Genomic DNA, 16,129 nt, shown 5'->3' with positions numbered 1-16,129 from the left:
CCAGTGGAGGAATTTTGAGATGACCGCGACCCGTCAGACGAGTCAGTCCAGGAAGGCTGCTGCCAGCGGCTGGATCGGTTCGGCTCTCGAATATTATGACTTCTTCATCTACGCCACCGCCGCCTCGCTGATTTTCCCGCAAATCTTCTTCCCGTCGGACAATCCCTCCGTCGCCATCGTCGCATCGCTGGCGACCTACGGCGTCGGCTACGTGGCCCGGCCGATCGGCGCCTTCGTGCTCGGACATTGGGGCGACACCCATGGCCGCAAGACCGTGCTCATCGTCTGCATGTTCCTGATGGGCATCTCGACCATGGCGGTGGGTCTTCTGCCGACCTATCAGCAGGTGGGCATTTTGGCGCCGATCCTGCTCGTCATCCTTCGCCTCGTGCAGGGTTTTGCCGTGGCCGGTGAAATCTCCGGCGCAAGCTCGATGATCCTGGAGCACGCGCCGTTCGGCCGGCGCGGCTTCTATGCGAGCTTCGCTCTTCAGGGGGTGCAGGCTGGACAGATTCTTGCGGCGGCCGTGTTCCTGCCGCTGGCGGCCTATATGCCGACCGAAGCCTTCAACAGCTGGGGCTGGCGAATTCCATTCCTGCTCAGCTTCTTCGTTATCGTCGCTGGCTACATCATTCGCCGCGAAGTCGACGAAACCCCTGCCTTTGCGCGCGAGGACGAGCGGGGAGAAACGCCGCGGTCGCCCATCGTGCAGGCCATCAAGGTGAGCTGGCGCGACATGCTCAGGGTCATCTGTATGGCCCTGATGAACGTCATCCCCGTTGTTGCGACTATCTTCGGTGCGGCATACGCGGTGCAGCCGGCCTATGGCATCGGTTTTGCCAAGGACGTCTATCTGTGGATCCCGGTCCTCGGAAACATGCTGGCGATATTCGTCATTCCCTTCGTCGGCAATCTCTCCGACAAGGTCGGCCGCAAGCCTCCGATCATCGTCGGCGCGCTTCTCTCCGGCCTGCTCGCGTTCGGCTATCTCTACGCCATCAGCATCAGGAACGTGCCGCTCGCGATCCTGTTGTCGCTGCTGATGTGGGGCGTCGTCTACCAGGGCTACAACGCGATCTTCCCGAGCTTCTACCCGGAGCTGTTTCCGACGCGCACCCGCGTGTCGGCAATGGCGATCTCGCAGAACATCGGCACGACCATCACCGCGTTGCTCCCGGCGCTGTTTGCGACCGTGGCGCCTCCCGGCTCGGCCAATATTCCCTTGACGGTCGGGGCGATCGCCTTCGGCATCACGGTCATCGCGGCGCTGGCAGCCGTCACGGCGCGGGAGACCTACCGGATCAGGATCGATGATCTCGGCAATCCCAAGGCCGTCCCGATGGCGCGCGCCGATTATGAGCGGCAGCGCGTGGAGGCGGCGAGCGGTGCGGCCGCAATTCCGACCTGACGGGAGCGCAAAGAAGCCATGCCGCTGCGATCGGTGATGTTTGCAGCGGCAGGCGACACGTGATTGCCTGGTCGAACCTTCCGCGCGCGAGCGCGATCATCATGAGGTCAAGGGATGAACCCCGTCGTCGTTGCTGTCGCCATCACCGGCTCTGTTCCGCGCAAGAAGGACAATCCGGCGGTGCCCATCCTGCCGTCGGAACAGATCGAATCGACGCAACAAGCCTTCGAGGCCGGCGCCACGCTCGCCCACATCCATGTTCGCAACGATGACGAGACGCCGTCCTCCGACCCCGGGCGCTTTGCCCTCGTGCAGGAGGGCATCCGGAAGCACTGCCCGGGAATGATCGTTCAGTTCTCGACCGGCGGGCGCGGCCGCGATCCTTCGGCGCGTGGATCGTCGCTCTACCTGAAGCCTGACATGGCTTCGCTGTCCACGGGCTCGGTGAACTTTCCGACGATCGTCTATGAGAACGGCGCTGCCCTGGTCGAGACGCTCGCCACCGGCATGAAGGCGAATGGCATCCGGCCGGAGATCGAGATCTTCGATCTGTCGCATCTGCATGGCGCTCGCCGCCTGATTGAGGCGGGGCTGATCGACGCGCGTCCGCATGTGCAATTCGTCATGGGCGTCAAGAACGCCATGCCCGCGGACGAGCACGTGCTCGACATCCTCCTGGGAGAGTTGAAACGGCTGATCCCGCAAGCGACCTGGACCGCGGCCGGGATCGGACGCCACCAGGCCGAGGTCATGGGCTGGGCGCTGGCGCGAGGCGCTGATGCAGTCCGCACCGGGCTCGAGGACAATATCAGGATCGACAAGGCGCGCCTTGCCGCCAGCAACGCCGAGCTCGTGACCATCGCCTGCGAGGCTGTCACACGCCACGGCCGGCGCGTCGCGACCGCGGCCGAGGCGCGATCCTTGCTCGGGCTCGTGGGATAAGGGCTGCTGCCTCCTGCTGACATGCTCCCGGCCGCGTTCTGCCATTCGGCAGCCGGAGTTCCCGCGCGCCGACTCTACGGGTAGACAGCGTCCACAGGCGCGCTCTGCGCCTGCCGGGCAGGCGACGTTTGGAATGCGGTTTCTGAAATCTGACAGCAGGCTCATCGGGGTCCTGCTGGTGCTTGCAATCACCCAGCTCATCGGATGGGGTACGATTGGCCTTCCGGCCGTCGTCGGCCGCGACCTTGCGGACGGTCTCGGCATGAGCCTGCCGGCGGTATTCGCGGGCAGTTCGGTCCTTTATGTCACGATGGGGCTGTGTGCGCCCTGGCTTTCCAGGGCCTTCGGGCGGCACGGCGCACGCAAAGTGATGATGGTGGGCACGGTTGTCTCCGCGCCCGGCTATGTCGTCCTGTTTTTCGCGCACGAGCCGATGCTCTATTTCGCCGGCTGGGTCATTCTCGGCATGGGCGGCAGCGCGACGCTCTCGACCGGCGCCTATATCATGCTGAACGAGGTCGCAGGGCGGGGCGCCAAGAACGCCATCGGCGGGCTGATGCTGGTGACGGGTCTCTCCAGCAGCATCTTCTGGCCGACCACGTCGTTCCTGAGCGGCCATTTCGGCTGGCGCGGCACCTGTCTCGTCTACGCGGCGATGCTGCTGCTCATCAACCTGCCGCTCTACGCGTTCGTCGCACCGCGCCGGAATATTGCGAAGGACGATGGTGGCGAGCTGGCCAAGGCCGCGCCGCCGCCTGCGATTCCCCGGAGCACTTTCGGTCTCGTCGTGGCCGCGATCACGATGAACGCTTTCGTCAATTTCGGTATCGGCGCCATCTTGATCGAGCTGCTCCGGGCGGAGGGGCTGGCGCCGGGGCAGGCGCTCGCCTTCGGATCGATGCTCGGCGTGATCCAGGTAAGCGCCCGCGGGCTGGATCTGCTCGGCGGCGGGCGCTGGGACGGGATCACGACCGGGCTCGTCGCCGGAACGGCGCTGCCGGTAGCCATGCTGCTGCTGATGATGAGCGAGGGCGCGACCTGGGCGGTGGCGGTCTTCATCCTGCTCTATGGCGCCGGCAGCGGCGCGATGGCGGTGGCGCGGGCGACGATCCCGCTGGTGTTCTACGACCAGGCGGAGTTCGCCAAGGCGATGTCGATGATCGCGCTGCCGCTCAATCTGGCCTCCGCCATCTCGCCGCCGCTCCTCGTCGGCCTGCTCACCCAGTTCGGCAGCCGTGGCGCGCTCGGTCTCACCTTTGTCTTCTCCTGCGCGACGGTGCTGATCCTGGTTCTGCTCGGCCGGCGCCGGCCGCAGGTGGCCGCGGCGGCCGCGACCTGAGCCCTGGCAGGTAATATTCGCAGTGCGGAAAATCACCGCGGCGGCCCGTCTCCGCTGCGGGGCAGCGGATGGCCGTATGCCCGGCATGCAGTGCTCAGGGGCTGAAAATGGTGTATCCGCAAGGAGCGCGGCCCGCGATCTCGCCGCCGCGCCAAGATTCAGTTCCCGGAGGAAATCGCATGTCGGCCCTGCCGCTCTCAGGCATCAAGATCCTTGACCTTACCCGCGTGCTTGCCGGGCCGTTGTCGGCCCAGATGCTGGGCGATCTCGGCGCCGAGGTGATCAAGATCGAGCGGCCGGGCACCGGCGACGATGCGCGCGCGTTCGGCCCGCCTTATCTGACCGATCCCGAAGGCAAGGCGAACAACAACAATTCGTTCTACCTCTGCGCCAACCGCAACAAGAAGTCGGTCACGGTCAACATCGCCAAGCCCGAGGGGCAGGCGATCATCCGCGAGCTTGCCAAGGATGCCGACGTCTTCATGGAGAACTACAAGGTCGGCGATCTCAAGCGCTATGGCCTCGACTACGAGACCATCAAGGCGATCAACCCCGGCATCATCTATTGCTCGGTGACCGGCTTCGGCCAGACCGGCCCTTACGCGCCGCGCGCCGGCTATGACGCGATCCTGCAGGCGATGGGCGGCCTGATGAGCGTCACTGGCCATATCGACGGCGAGCCGGGCGAGGGCCCGATGAAGGTCGGCCCGTCGATCGTCGACTACATGACCGGCATGAACACCTCGATCGGCATTCTCTCGGCGCTCTATCATCGCGACGTCAATGGCGGGCAGGGGCAGCACATCGACGTCTGCCTGTTCGATACCGTCATCGCCTCGCTGTCGCACTGGCTGCAGATCTTCCTCGTCAACGGCAAGATGCCGCCGCGCCGCGGCACCTGGGGCAATGGCGGCATGCCGGCCGGCGTGTTCCGCTGCACCGACGGCGAACTGATGCTGGTGGTCGGCAATGACGGCCAATTCCAGCGCACCTGCGCCGTGCTCGGCGAGCCCGAGCTCGCGAACGACAAGCGCTTCGTCAAGAACAACGACCGCGTCGTGCACGGCAAGGAGATCATGGCGATCTTCGCCGGCCTGTTCCTGAAGAAGCCGGTGGCCTACTGGCTGGAGAAGCTCGAGGAGGCCGGCGTGCCGTCAGGCCCGATCAACAATTTCGAGCAGGTATTTGCCGATCCGCACGTGCAGTCGCGCGGCATGCGGGTGAAGGTCGAGCATCCCTTCGAGCCCGATCTGTCGCTGATCCGCAACGCCGTGACCCTCTCGGGCACCCCGATCAAGGACTACCGCGCGCCGCCGCTGCTCGGCGAGCACACCCAGGAGGTGCTCGGCGGCAAGCTCGGCTATGATGCCGGCAAGATCGAGCAGCTGAAGCAGCAGGGGATCATTTGATTTCCATGACATCAGGCAAAACCATCATCACCTGCGCGATCACGGGCAACCTCACCAAGCCGGAGCAGTCGCCATATCTGCCGATCACGCCTGAGCAGATCGCGACCTCCGCGCTGGAAGCGGCCGAAGCCGGCGCCGCCATCGCCCATATCCATGTGCGTGATCCCGCCACGGGGCGGCCCTCGATGTCGATCGACCTCTACCGCGATGTCGTGGACCGCATCCGCGCCCGCAACAAGAGCCTCGTCATCAACCTCACCACCGGCCCCGGCGGGCGTTTCGTGCCCTCGATCGAGGATCCGCGCGTCGCCGGTCCCGGCACCACGCTGCTCCAGCCCGAAAAGCGCGTCGAGCATATCGAGCTGCTCAAGCCCGACATTTGCACGCTCGACCTCAACACCATGAATTCCGGCGGCGAGGTCGTGATCAACACGCCGCGCAACGTCCGCATCATGGCGGAGCGGATGAAGGCGGCCGGCGTGATGCCGGAGATCGAGCTGTTCGATTCCGGCGACTGCCATCTGGCGCGCGACATGTTCGCGGACGGCTCGCTGAAGGGGCCGGGCCTGTTCTCGCTCGTGCTCGGCGTCAAGTACGGCTTCTCCGCCACGCCCGAGACGATGTTCTACGCCCGCAGCCTGCTGCCGCCGGGTGCGATCTGGTCCGGCTTCGGCATCGGCCGCGCCGAATTCCCGATGGTGGCGCAGGCCTGGCTGCTCGGCGGCCATGTCCGCGTCGGCATGGAGGACAATCTCTACATGTCCAAGGGCGTGCTGGCGAAGACCAATGCCGAGCTGGTCGCCCATGCCGCCGGGATCCTGAAGAGCTTGGGCGCGACGGTTGCGACCGCGCAGGATGCGCGCGCGATGCTCGGGCTCGCCTGAGCGCGCTCAGTCCCGCTGCTCCCGCCACACGCATTTCGCTGCCTCGCGAAAATCCGAGGGGCGGCTGCCGAAATGGCGGCGGAAGGCGCGGTTGAAATAGGAGACGTCGCCAAAGCCGCTCTCATGCGCGATCTGCGCGATGTTGAGATGGCCGAAGCTTCGGTCGACCAGCATGCGGTGGGCCTTGGCCAGCCGCTCGGCGAGCACGAAGGCGGAGAACGACGAGCCGTCCTGCTCGAACAGTTTTCGGACGTAGCGCGGTGAGATGCCGTGGCGGATGGCGATGGCCTCGGTCGAGAGCTCGCTGTCGCCGATCCCCTTCAGGATGTCCGACTTGATCGCGGTCAGCCGGGCCGCGGTGCCGCCGCGCAGGCGCGCAAGCTCGGCATAATCGCCATGGGCACCGAGCGCGAGCGCGGCGAGGTCGAGCAAGTGCTCGGAGGCGCTGCGTGCGATCGCGGGATCGGCGGCGGAGGCATCGTTCGCGACGATGTCGGCGTAGCGGGCGAGCAGACGCAGGGCTGCGTTGGAGCTGGGGATCGGCCGGCCGAACGCCTGGGTGTAGTGCGGCGCGCGGCGGGCGATGACGGGCAGCGCGCAGATCAGCGTGACGAAGCTGCCCTCCGTCAGCATCGTGCTGGTCGATGGCTCCAGCGGCGCGATCACGCTGGCGCTGCCGACGCCTGAGATCAGCTCCTTGCCGAACTGGGTGGCGCTGGCGCGGCCCGAGCGCAGCATGCTGATGACGACGAAGTCCTTTGCCCGCGTCGCGAGCTCTTTGGAGGCGCGGTAATGCGCCGGCGAGCGCGAGCCTGCGGCGATGCCAACGCTGGGAAGCTGGCTGAAGGTCACGTCGGCGTGGAACGGGGTGTCTCCGATCGGCTCGATGTCGACGGCGGCGATGCCGCGTCCGTAGACCTCGCGCCACATCTGCAGGCGCTTGGTGTCCGGAAATGCGTCGGTGGAGATACGTGCGCGCCGAAGCGATCCTGTGTCCTGCATTGGCCCCCGCCAGAAAACATCGCGTCGAGCCCTTTGACGCACTGTGCCGCCATCGCGTTCGAAGCTGTTCCGTCTAGGACAAAAATTTCCCCGCGATGGTGGCGCGGGCGCAACAGCGCTGTGAAGAAAACTCACGGTTGTGCCGCCTGGTCCGATGCGGTGCCGCCGGGGCCAAGACAGTCGGAACCTGCCCGGGTGATGTGAGCGCGTGGCTGCTTCGGCCACAATTCGACAAGACCCGGGAATGCCTCATGAAAACGACGATCGGCCGGACGCGCCACACCCAGTCAAAGGCGACATCTCGCGCGAGGCGGTCCTTGGCCGCGCTGACCGTCGTGGCGTCGCTGCCGGCCGTCGTCAGCCTGGCGCCAACGCCGGCCATGGCCGCCTGCGTGCAGGCCGGCAATGTCGTCACCTGCAGCGGGGCGACCAGCACCCCCTTCGGCACCGGCGCCGAGACCAATTTGGCCGTGACCGTTCAGTCCGGTGCGTCGATCACGGTCCCCTCGTCCACGATCGCGATCTATCTCGCCACCGGGAACACCGCGACCAACAATGGTGCGATCTCGGTCGGCTACACCGCTGTCGGCATGGTCGGGACCGACAACAATTTCTTCACCAATGCCGGCACGATCGCGATCGGCTCCGCTTCGACCGGCATCTTCATGCTGGGCAGCGACAATACGGTCTCCAACTCGGGTTCGATCAGCGGCTCGACGGCCATGAGCGTCGGCATCGACGTGCTCGGCGCCGGAAATTCCGTCACCAACACCGGCTCCATCGTGCTGACCGACACCGGCTCGACCGGCATCTCCGCCAACGGCACCGGCAACACCATCCTGAACTCCGGCACCATCACGATCGGCAGCGCCAGCGGCACCAACGGGCAGGCCATCTTCCTGCTGACGTCGAACAATTTCACCAACAGCGGCACCATCAACGCTGCCGGCGATAATAGCATCGGCGTCAGCGTCTGGGACAACGGCAACACCATCACCAACACCGGCACGATCCTGGCGAGCGGCCCCAACAGCCTCGCCATCGGCATCAACGGCACCGGCAATACGCTGGTCAACAACGGGACGATCAGGGCCGGGACCAACAACCAGGTGTTCTTCTCCTTCGGCGCCACCGGCAACACCATCATCAACAACGGCACGATCGACGGCGGCATGTTCTTCATCGGCACCGGCAACAGCCTCACCAACAACGGGCTGGTGACGATCAGCGATCCGGCGACGGTGATGTCGCCCAGCAACATCATGTTCGGCGGCACCTTCACCCAGAGCGCGCAGGGCACGCTGGCGCTCCGCGTCGACAATGCCGGCAATCGCGACGGCCTTTTTGCCAACGACGCCGTCCAGCTCGGCGGCACTTTCCGGGCCGTGGTCCAGGCCGGCCTCTATCAGACCACGACGACCTATACAGACGTGGTGCAGACCTCCGGCGCGGTCACGGGGCAGTTCGCCAACGTCACCTCGACCTCGGCCTTCCTCAAGGCGACGGCGACCTACAATACCAATTCTGTCGACGTCACCCTGACCCGCCAGGGCTTTGGCGCGGTCGCGGGGGAGACGGCCAACCAGCGCGCAGTCGGCAACGCGCTCGAGGCGGGCTATTCGCCCGCGCTCACCGGCACCGCGGCGGCGTTCTATTCGCAACTGCTGATGACCGGCTCGGCGGGCGTGTTCGACAGGCTCTCGGGCGAGGGCACCAGCGGCACGCAGAACACCGCCTTCGCCGCCGGCGGCCTGTTCGGCCAGAGCATGGACGGACAGATGAATGCCTGGCGCGCCGGCGGCCGCTTGGGTGCGGCGGGATCGGGCGCGCTCGGCTATGCCGAGGCGCGGCCGGTAACCTCCGCGTTCAATGCGCTGAAAGCGCCGCCGCTGGTGCAGCCGCAATGGCACGCCTGGGCCTCCGGCTTCGGGGCGAACCAATCGCTTAACGGCGATGCGGCAACCGGCAGCGCCGGCTTCAGCGACCGCATTGCCGGCGGCTCGGCGGGCGTCGATCATCTCCTCAATCCGGACCTGCTGGTCGGCATCGCCGCCGGCGGCTCGAGCGCCACGTTCGACGTCCGCGATCGCGCCACCTCGGGCCGGCTCGACGGCGCCCATGTCGGCGCCTATGCGATGCAGCGCTTCGGCGGAACCTATGTCTCGGCGCAGCTCGCCTACAGCCATTTCAACAACACGACGACCCGCACCATCAGCGGCGTCGGCGCGGACGAGATCGCCAAGGGCTCGTTCGGCAGCGACCAGCTCGGCGGCCGGCTGGAACTCGGCCACACCTATGACTTCGGCACGGTCGCGGTGACGCCGTTCGCCGCGCTGCAGGCCGCACGGCTGTGGCAGGCGGGCTATACCGAGACCAGCGTCACTGGCGCTGGGCCCGGTGTGCTCGGCCTCAGCTATGCCGCGCGCGACGTCTCCTCGCTGCCGCTGTTCCTCGGTAGCAAATTCGATGCACGGTTCGATCTCGGCAATGGCATGATGTGGATGCCGTTCGCCAATGTGGCCTGGGTCCACGAGTTCTCGCCGTCGCGCGGCGTCACCGCGGCGCTGGTGTCGCTGCCGGCATCCGCCTTCACCGTCGAGGGCGCGCGTGCGGCAAGCGATGCTGCCCGCGTCGAGCTCGGCTCGCGGCTGGCACTCAACGCCTGGGCGGAACTGTCGGCGCGCTTTTCCGGCGAGTTCTCGAATGTCGGCCAGAGCTATGCCGGCACGGGATCGCTGCGCATAAGCTGGTGACGTCAGCATGACGTGCGTGCGGCTTATGCGAGGCTTGCGCGCAATCCCCAGATAAACCCGATCCGTACTCGCACAGGCTTCCGCTTCGCGCCCGACTCAGATTCGATCTCCTCACTGAGTGCGGGAGGGAATTGGAATGTCGTACACGATCGGGTTTCAGGCGAAGGATCAGAAGGCCATTCTGGCGACCGAGGCTCCGACGGCCAACCAGGCCGTCGCGATCATTGCCGCGCTGCGGCAAAGCGCCGACGAAATCAAGTTCATCCGCTCGCCGCAGGAAGGCGAGATGGGTATCGAGATGCTGCTGCTGCTCGCCAAGGAAGAGGCCGAGGAGATGCCGCAGCGGGGCTGATCCCGCGACCACACTTCGATCAGAAGCGAAGCATGCCGGCTACAGAATAATGTAGTCAGCTGGCAGTCTCGCTTGAACCGAAGGTGGTCTCTCATGAAACGCGAAGCGCTCCGCGTCGAACCGATCTCGACGTTCCTCGACCGCTGGAAGGCGCCGACGTCGCCGGTCACGCGCGCCGGCAACATGATCTTCGTCGCCGGCCTGCCGCCGTTCGACCCGGAGACGGGCGAACTCGCGCAGATGCCGATCGAACGGCAAAGCGAGATCATCATGGAGCAGATGAAGCTGTGCCTTCAGACGGCCGGCGCCTCGCTCGACAACGTCATGAAGTGCAACGTCTACTGCACCTCGACGAAACACTTCGCCGCGTTCAACGCGGTCTATGCGCGCTATTTCCCTGAGGATCCGCCGGCGCGGATCTTCGTCTGCACGCCGGAATGGTTCGGCCCCTTCGACGTCGAGATCGACTGCATCGCGATGATGTGAGGGGTGGCGTTACTTCACCTCTTTCCGCAAGCGGGGGCGAGGGAGCGCACCGCCGCCTAACGCGCGGCGACCTTCGATGGCGCCTTCGCCTCGTTGCGTCCCGCCGTCAGCGCCATCGTCGCCACGCTGACGACGCGCGCGACCACGTCCTCGACGTCGTCGAGGTCGCATTTGCCTTCCGACAGTTTGGTCAGGCGCTCGCTCTCGCGGATGGTGTGGTGGGCCATGGCGAGCGCGAAGTTCAGGCCCCAATAGATGTCGACGTCGCTGCGGTCGGGCAGGGAGCGGCGCATCGCGCCTACGAATTTGCGCAGATGGTCGATCTCGCGGTTCTTGATGCGGCGGATCGGCGGCACGGATTCGATCGAGGCGCGGATCATGAAGCGCGCCGCGGTGGAGCGCTGGTTCTCCGGCCCGAGGCAGCCGCGCAGCGTCGGCCCGACGAGGGCGCGCAAGATCACCTCGATCGGCGCGCGGCCGCCGCCTTCTTCTTCCGCCGCCTTCAGTTCGCGCAGACGCTCGCGGTTGGTCGCGATCGAGCGCGTGACAAATAATTCCGCGATCAGTTCGTCCTTCGAGCCGAAATGATAGTTCACCGCGGCCAGATTGACATTCGCCTCCGCGACGATGTCGCGCAGCGTCACGTCGCCAAAGCCGCGATCGGCGTAGAGCCGTTCGGCGGCGGCGAGAATGGCAGACCTCGTATGATCGCTGGCCATGGATTTGCCCTCGGGGAGGGGAGTTGCAATTCAAACAGTTGTATGAAACTATCGTTTGAAGGCCGGGAAAAGTCAATCCGCAATCGGGACTCGTTCGCAACTGGCGAAAAGGTTCCGGAGCGTTTCGCAAGCCGCATCCGTGCTTGCGGGCCGCGTGCGGCGGGAGGACAGTCCGGCGCAAAAACGATCAGCGAGAGAGAAACGAGGAGCGTCCCATGGATTTCGATCTGTCCCCCAAGCAGAAGGAATGGCTCGACCGCGTGCGGTCCTTCATGGCCAAGCACGTGCGTCCAGCGGTGCCCGTCTATGACGAGCAGGATCGCACCGGCGAGCGCTGGAAGGTGATTCCGATCCTGGAGGACCTCAAGAAGAAGGCGAAGGCCGAAGGCCTCTGGAACATGTTCATGCCGCCGTCCGAGCACGAGGACGACGAATTCCGCGGTGCGGGATTGACCAATCTCGAATACGCGCTGCTGTCGGAAGAGATGGGCCGCATCAGCTGGGCCTCGGAAGTGTTCAACTGCTCCGCGCCCGACACCGGCAACATGGAAGTGTTCATCCGCTACGGCTCCAAGGAGCAGAAGCGCAAATGGCTGCGTCCGCTGATGGACGGCGAGATCCGCTCCGCCTTCCTGATGACGGAACCGGCGGTGGCTTCGTCCGACGCCACCAACATCGAGACCCGCATCGAGCGCGATGGCGATCACTACGTCATCAACGGCCGCAAATGGTGGTCGTCCGGCGTCGGCGATCCCCGCTGCAAGATCGCGATCCTGATGGGCAAGACCGATTTCAAGGCGGCCAAGCATCAGCAGCAGTCGCAGATCCTGGTTCCGCTCGACACCCCGGGTATCAAAGTCGAGAAGATGCTGCCGGTGTTCGGCTTCGACGATGCGCCGCACGGCCATGCCCAGGTGCTGCTCGAGAACGTCCGTGTGCCCAAGGAGAACATCCTGCTCGGCGAGGGCCGCGGCTTCGAGATCGCGCAGGGCCGCCTTGGACCTGGCCGTATTCATCACTGCATGCGCACCATCGGCAAGGCCGAGGAAGCGCTGGAGAAGATGGTGAAGCGGCTCACCTCGCGCACCGCGTTCGGCAAGAAGATCGTCGAGCACTCTGTGTGGGAGCAGCGCATCGGCGATGCCCGCACCAACATCGAGATGACGCGTCTTCTCTGCCTGAAGGCCGCCGACATGATGGACAAGGTCGGCAACAAGACCGCGCAGGCCGAGATCGCCATGATCAAGGTCGCGGCGCCCAACATGGCGCTGAAGATCATCGACGAGGCGATCCAGTCCTTTGGCGGCGCCGGTGTCTCCGATGACGCAGGCCTTGCCAAGGACTACGCCCACATCCGTACCCTCCGTCTCGCCGACGGTCCGGACGAGGTGCACAATCGCGCCATTGCACGGCTCGAAGTTCGGAAGTATGCAAACTCTTCCAGTCACTAAGAGGGAGAGCCAGGCGGCGCTCCCGATTTGAAGAAACGACAGGGCATGGTCCCATTCGGAATGACCGCTTGACGCAAGTGCGTCAGCGGTTACCGATTAGGATCATGCTCGACCTGCACAAGGTCAGGACTGAAGAGGGAGCGTCACCGTGGCTGACGGCGTCAGGAAAGACGAAGAATTCTCGGGCACCAAGCCGGTCGAGGAGCGTCATCGCTTCGACGAGCTGCGCCTCGAGGCGTGGATGCGCGAGCACGTCGAAGACTATGAGGGTCCGCTGGTCGTCCTCCAGTTCAAGGGCGGTCAGTCCAACCCGACCTATCGCCTGAACACGCCGAAGCGCTCCTATGTGATGCGCAGAAAGCCGTTCGGCAAATTGCTGCCGTCGGCGCACGCGGTCGATCGCGAATACCGCGTCATCGCAGCCCTTGGAAAACAGGGTTTTCCGGTCGCGCACGCTTATGCGCTGTGCCAGGACGACAGCATCATCGGCGCTGCCTTCTACATCATGTCGATGGAAGAGGGCCGTGTGTTCTGGGATCCGACGCTGCCGAGCCAGGACAACGATGCGCGCCGCAAAATCTTCACCAGCAAGATCGAGACGCTGGCGAAACTCCACATGTACGATCCGGTCGCGATTGGCCTTGGCGATTTCGGCAAGCCCGGCAATTATTTCGCGCGGCAGATCGACCGCTGGACCAAGCAGTACCGCGCGTCCGAGACCCAGCACATTCCCGAGTTCGAGAAGGTCGCCGAATGGCTGCCGAAGACCGTGCCGGAACAGGCGCGCGTCTCGATCGTTCACGGCGACTATCGCCTCGACAACATGATTTTCCACGCGACGGAACCGCGCGTGCAGGCCGTGCTCGACTGGGAGCTGTCCACGCTCGGCGATCCCATGGCCGACTTCACGTACCTGCTGATGCAGTGGATCATGCCGGGCCTCGATGGCGTCGACCTCAAGGCGCTCAACATCCCGAGGGTGGAAGAGGCCGCGCAGATCTATTGCAACGTCACCAAGATGACGGTGCCCGATCTCAATTGGTATTTCGCCTACAATCTGTTCCGCCTCGCCGGCATCACCCAAGGCATCGCCGGCCGTGTCCGCGACGGCACCGCCGCCAACGCCAAGGCGCTGGAGTCAGCCAAGCGCACCGTGCCGCTGTCGAAGGCATCATGGGAATACGCGCAGAAGGCGGGCGCGGTATAGGAACAACAAGGGCGCGGCCGATGGCCGCGCCCTTTTTGCTTTTGGCGACCTTCGCGCATGCTTGCTCCGCTCTCGTGTCCCGGACGCGCAGCAGCGTGCAACGCTGCTGCGCAGAGCCGGGACCCAGTCACGTCGCCAGGGTATTCAGTTCATCGGTAAGATCGCGCCAATCCGGATTGAGCTCTTCGATCAGCTTGAGCTTCCACGCCCGCCGCCAACGCTTCAGCGTATGCTCGCGCGCTCGCGCCTCGAGAATCGACTCGAAAGTTTCGAAATAGACCAGCAGCGTCACATCGTACTGCCGCGTGAAGCCGGGGATGAGCTTGGCCTTGTGCTCGCTCAATCGGCGAACCAAATCGTTCGTTACTCCGATGTAGAGAGTCCCGTTTCGCTTGCTCGCAAGGATGTAAACGAAGTAGGGCATTGCTGTGCAACCAGCGCTTATGAGTTATTCGACTTAAGATTGCATATTTGAATGGCGTCGCCAAGCGCCTCTGGGTCCCGGCTCTGCGGAGCGTCACTTCGTGCCGCACCGCGTCCGGGACACGAGACCGGATTTCTTGACGCCTATAACGTCCTCTTAGGCTGGGGGCCGGCCTCGCTCTCGTGTCCCGGACGCGCTGCAACGCGTAGCGTTGTGGCGCAGAGCCGGGACACAGCCAACTACGAACTCCCGCTACTCCTTCGCACAATACGCGATCAGCTTCTCCACGAAGCCCGCGCATTTCTCCAGCTCCGCCATCTCGACGAACTCGTCCGGCGTGTGTGCCTGGGCGATCGAGCCCGGGCCGATCACGACCGAGGGGATGTCGGCCATGCTCGCGAACAGGCTGGCTTCCGTGCCGAAGGCGACCTTGGCGTGGTCGTTGCGGCCGGCGAGGCTCTTGGCCAGCGTGACGATCGCGGCGTCGGCTTTCGTGTCGAGCGCGGGGTAGTCGAGGATCTCCTCGAAATCGATGCCGCATTCGGGATGTCTCGCCTTCATCGCGGGCTCAAGCTCGGCCTTGGCCCAGGCGACGATCGCATCCGTCACCTCGCGCGACTCCGTGATGCCGATGCCGCGGCATTCGAAATCCACCGTGCAGGTGTCGGGCACGATGTTCAGCGCGGCGCCGCCATGGACGATGCTGGTGAGCAGCGTCGAATGCGGGACGTCGTAGAGGCTGTTGCGCTCGGCCTGGCCTGCGAGCTTCACGGCACGGCGGCGGATCTCGACGATCAGCTCGGCGGCATATTCGATCGCGTTGACGCCGTCGGGCGCGATCGAGGAGTGGCGGGCAAGGCCGTGGAACGTCGCGCGCACGCCGTGCTTGCCCTTGTGGCCGATGATGACCTTCATCTCGGTCGGCTCGCCGATGAAGGCGCCGAGCGGCTTGACCTTCTTCTTCGCGACCTCGTGCAGCATCGGCCGCACGCCGACGCAGCCGATCTCCTCGTCATAGGAGATGGCGAGATGGATCGGCGTTGCGAGCTTCGCCTCCAGCATCTCGGGCACCATCGCGAGGCACACCGCGACAAAACCCTTCATGTCGGTGGTGCCGCGGCCGTAAAGCTTGCCGTCCCGCTCGACCAGCTTGAACGGATCGTGGCTCCAGTCCTGGCCGACAACAGGCACGACGTCGGTGTGGCCCGACAGCACGAGGCCCGGCCGGTCCTCCGGCCCGATCGTGACCCACAGCGAGGCCTTCTGCCCCGTTGCATCGACGATGCGTTCCCCCTTGACGCCGAGGAAGGCGAGATAGCTCTCGATATGCGCGATCAGGGGGAGGTTGGTGCGATCGCTGATCGTGTCGAAGCCGACGAGGTCGGCGAGCAGATGGCGGATGCGATCGGGTCTGGAACTCGGGAAGATCGGGTTTGGCATTGTCTTTTCTGTCGGAGATTGCAGAGGCTGAGGTTGCTTGCACGAACCATACCAACGCAGGGGCTGGTGGCGCAAATCAACACAGGCGCGCGGGTCCGTAGCGCGTGGCCGTAGCCCGGGTGAGCGAAGCGATACCCGGGGCCGCTCGCACCGTCGATCCCGGATGTCGCTTCGCTCATCCGGGCTACGAGACCTTGCGTTGCCCGTCGAGGCTGAGCAAGAATTGGTTTGTTGGCTGTCCTAGGCCGTAGCGAACCGGGCGATTGCGATCTGGGGCTGGAATATTCGCCAAGAGGTCGATAGAGCAACCTTT

The 16,129-nt window shown here is 64.9% G+C and carries 14 protein-coding genes; 10 read left to right on the top strand and 4 right to left on the bottom strand.

Features of this window, described 5'->3' with window-relative positions; all coding sequences use genetic code 11:
• Positions 1-19 precede the first annotated feature (19 nt).
• From VGR99_RS26110 to VGR99_RS26090, 5 genes are all read left to right on the top strand, one after another.
• The gene (locus VGR99_RS26110; protein WP_326902544.1) at positions 20-1,408 is read left to right on the top strand and encodes an MFS transporter; all 1,389 of its coding nucleotides are present in this window, start codon (positions 20-22) and stop codon (positions 1,406-1,408) included.
• 114 nt (positions 1,409-1,522) lie between these two features.
• Positions 1,523-2,350 carry a 3-keto-5-aminohexanoate cleavage protein gene (locus tag VGR99_RS26105; RefSeq protein WP_326902542.1) on the top strand — a complete coding sequence of 276 codons (828 nt, stop codon included), beginning with the start codon at positions 1,523-1,525 and terminating at the stop codon, positions 2,348-2,350.
• Positions 2,351-2,483: 133 nt separating this feature from the next.
• The gene (locus VGR99_RS26100; protein ID WP_326902541.1) at positions 2,484-3,689 is read left to right on the top strand and encodes an MFS transporter; all 1,206 of its coding nucleotides are present in this window, start codon (positions 2,484-2,486) and stop codon (positions 3,687-3,689) included.
• Positions 3,690-3,868: 179 nt separating this feature from the next.
• Positions 3,869-5,098: a CaiB/BaiF CoA-transferase family protein gene (locus tag VGR99_RS26095; RefSeq protein ID WP_326902539.1), complete on the top strand. Its 1,230-nt coding sequence runs from the start codon at positions 3,869-3,871 to the stop codon at positions 5,096-5,098.
• Between the two features lie 5 nt (positions 5,099-5,103).
• Entirely contained in the window at positions 5,104-5,982 is an 879-nt protein-coding gene (locus tag VGR99_RS26090) for a 3-keto-5-aminohexanoate cleavage protein (protein ID WP_326902538.1), read from the top strand.
• A gap of 6 nt (positions 5,983-5,988) precedes the next feature.
• Here the strand turns inward: VGR99_RS26090 and VGR99_RS26085 are convergent, their stop codons facing one another.
• Positions 5,989-6,984, bottom strand: coding sequence for an AraC family transcriptional regulator (locus tag VGR99_RS26085; protein ID WP_326902537.1), 996 nt, complete (start codon positions 6,982-6,984; stop codon positions 5,989-5,991).
• Between the two features lie 317 nt (positions 6,985-7,301).
• Here VGR99_RS26085 and VGR99_RS26080 point away from each other — a divergent pair, with 317 nt between their 5' ends.
• From VGR99_RS26080 to VGR99_RS26070, 3 genes are all read left to right on the top strand, one after another.
• Positions 7,302-9,737, top strand: a complete 2,436-nt coding sequence (locus VGR99_RS26080; RefSeq protein WP_326902536.1) for an autotransporter outer membrane beta-barrel domain-containing protein — start codon at positions 7,302-7,304, stop codon at positions 9,735-9,737.
• 136 nt (positions 9,738-9,873) lie between these two features.
• Positions 9,874-10,089, top strand: a complete 216-nt coding sequence (locus VGR99_RS26075; RefSeq protein ID WP_326902534.1) for a hypothetical protein — start codon at positions 9,874-9,876, stop codon at positions 10,087-10,089.
• 93 nt (positions 10,090-10,182) lie between these two features.
• Positions 10,183-10,575 carry a RidA family protein gene (locus tag VGR99_RS26070; protein WP_326902533.1) on the top strand — a complete coding sequence of 131 codons (393 nt, stop codon included), beginning with the start codon at positions 10,183-10,185 and terminating at the stop codon, positions 10,573-10,575.
• A 56-nt stretch (positions 10,576-10,631) separates the two neighbouring features.
• Here the strand turns inward: VGR99_RS26070 and VGR99_RS26065 are convergent, their stop codons facing one another.
• The gene (locus VGR99_RS26065; protein WP_326902530.1) at positions 10,632-11,294 is read right to left on the bottom strand and encodes a TetR/AcrR family transcriptional regulator; all 663 of its coding nucleotides are present in this window, start codon (positions 11,292-11,294) and stop codon (positions 10,632-10,634) included.
• Between the two features lie 215 nt (positions 11,295-11,509).
• Here VGR99_RS26065 and VGR99_RS26060 point away from each other — a divergent pair, with 215 nt between their 5' ends.
• Together VGR99_RS26060 and VGR99_RS26055 are read left to right on the top strand one after the other, a co-directional pair.
• The gene (locus tag VGR99_RS26060; protein ID WP_326902528.1) at positions 11,510-12,745 is read left to right on the top strand and encodes an acyl-CoA dehydrogenase family protein; all 1,236 of its coding nucleotides are present in this window, start codon (positions 11,510-11,512) and stop codon (positions 12,743-12,745) included.
• Between the two features lie 148 nt (positions 12,746-12,893).
• The gene (locus VGR99_RS26055; protein ID WP_326902526.1) at positions 12,894-13,952 is read left to right on the top strand and encodes a phosphotransferase family protein; all 1,059 of its coding nucleotides are present in this window, start codon (positions 12,894-12,896) and stop codon (positions 13,950-13,952) included.
• A 127-nt stretch (positions 13,953-14,079) separates the two neighbouring features.
• Here VGR99_RS26055 and VGR99_RS26050 read toward each other — a convergent pair whose 3' ends face one another.
• Positions 14,080-14,376, bottom strand: a complete 297-nt coding sequence (locus VGR99_RS26050; RefSeq protein WP_326902524.1) for a GIY-YIG nuclease family protein — start codon at positions 14,374-14,376, stop codon at positions 14,080-14,082.
• Between the two features lie 252 nt (positions 14,377-14,628).
• On the bottom strand, positions 14,629-15,816 hold the full coding sequence (gene argE / locus VGR99_RS26045; RefSeq protein WP_326902523.1) for an acetylornithine deacetylase: 1,188 nt from the start codon (positions 15,814-15,816) through the stop codon (positions 14,629-14,631).
• Positions 15,817-16,129 lie beyond the last annotated feature (313 nt).

This window comes from Bradyrhizobium sp. (assembly GCF_035935975.1).
Taxonomy (GTDB): Bacteria; Pseudomonadota; Alphaproteobacteria; order Rhizobiales; family Xanthobacteraceae; genus Bradyrhizobium.
This window is presented reverse-complemented; position numbering and strand designations above follow the sequence as displayed.

Excerpts from the sequence above, each read along its gene's own strand:
- VGR99_RS26110 (WP_326902544.1), top strand. The coding sequence starts at position 20 with ATGACCGCGACCCGTCAGACGAGTCAGTCCAGGAAGGCTGCTGCCAGC.
- VGR99_RS26105 (WP_326902542.1), top strand. The coding sequence starts at position 1,523 with ATGAACCCCGTCGTCGTTGCTGTCGCCATCACCGGCTCTGTTCCGCGC.
- VGR99_RS26100 (WP_326902541.1), top strand. The coding sequence starts at position 2,484 with ATGCGGTTTCTGAAATCTGACAGCAGGCTCATCGGGGTCCTGCTGGTG.
- VGR99_RS26095 (WP_326902539.1), top strand. The coding sequence starts at position 3,869 with ATGTCGGCCCTGCCGCTCTCAGGCATCAAGATCCTTGACCTTACCCGC.
- VGR99_RS26090 (WP_326902538.1), top strand. The coding sequence starts at position 5,104 with ATGACATCAGGCAAAACCATCATCACCTGCGCGATCACGGGCAACCTC.
- VGR99_RS26085 (WP_326902537.1), bottom strand. The coding sequence starts at position 6,984 with ATGCAGGACACAGGATCGCTTCGGCGCGCACGTATCTCCACCGACGCA.
- VGR99_RS26075 (WP_326902534.1), top strand. The coding sequence starts at position 9,874 with ATGTCGTACACGATCGGGTTTCAGGCGAAGGATCAGAAGGCCATTCTG.
- VGR99_RS26070 (WP_326902533.1), top strand. The coding sequence starts at position 10,183 with ATGAAACGCGAAGCGCTCCGCGTCGAACCGATCTCGACGTTCCTCGAC.
- VGR99_RS26065 (WP_326902530.1), bottom strand. The coding sequence starts at position 11,294 with ATGGCCAGCGATCATACGAGGTCTGCCATTCTCGCCGCCGCCGAACGG.
- VGR99_RS26060 (WP_326902528.1), top strand. The coding sequence starts at position 11,510 with ATGGATTTCGATCTGTCCCCCAAGCAGAAGGAATGGCTCGACCGCGTG.
- VGR99_RS26050 (WP_326902524.1), bottom strand. The coding sequence starts at position 14,376 with ATGCCCTACTTCGTTTACATCCTTGCGAGCAAGCGAAACGGGACTCTC.
- argE (WP_326902523.1), bottom strand. The coding sequence starts at position 15,816 with ATGCCAAACCCGATCTTCCCGAGTTCCAGACCCGATCGCATCCGCCAT.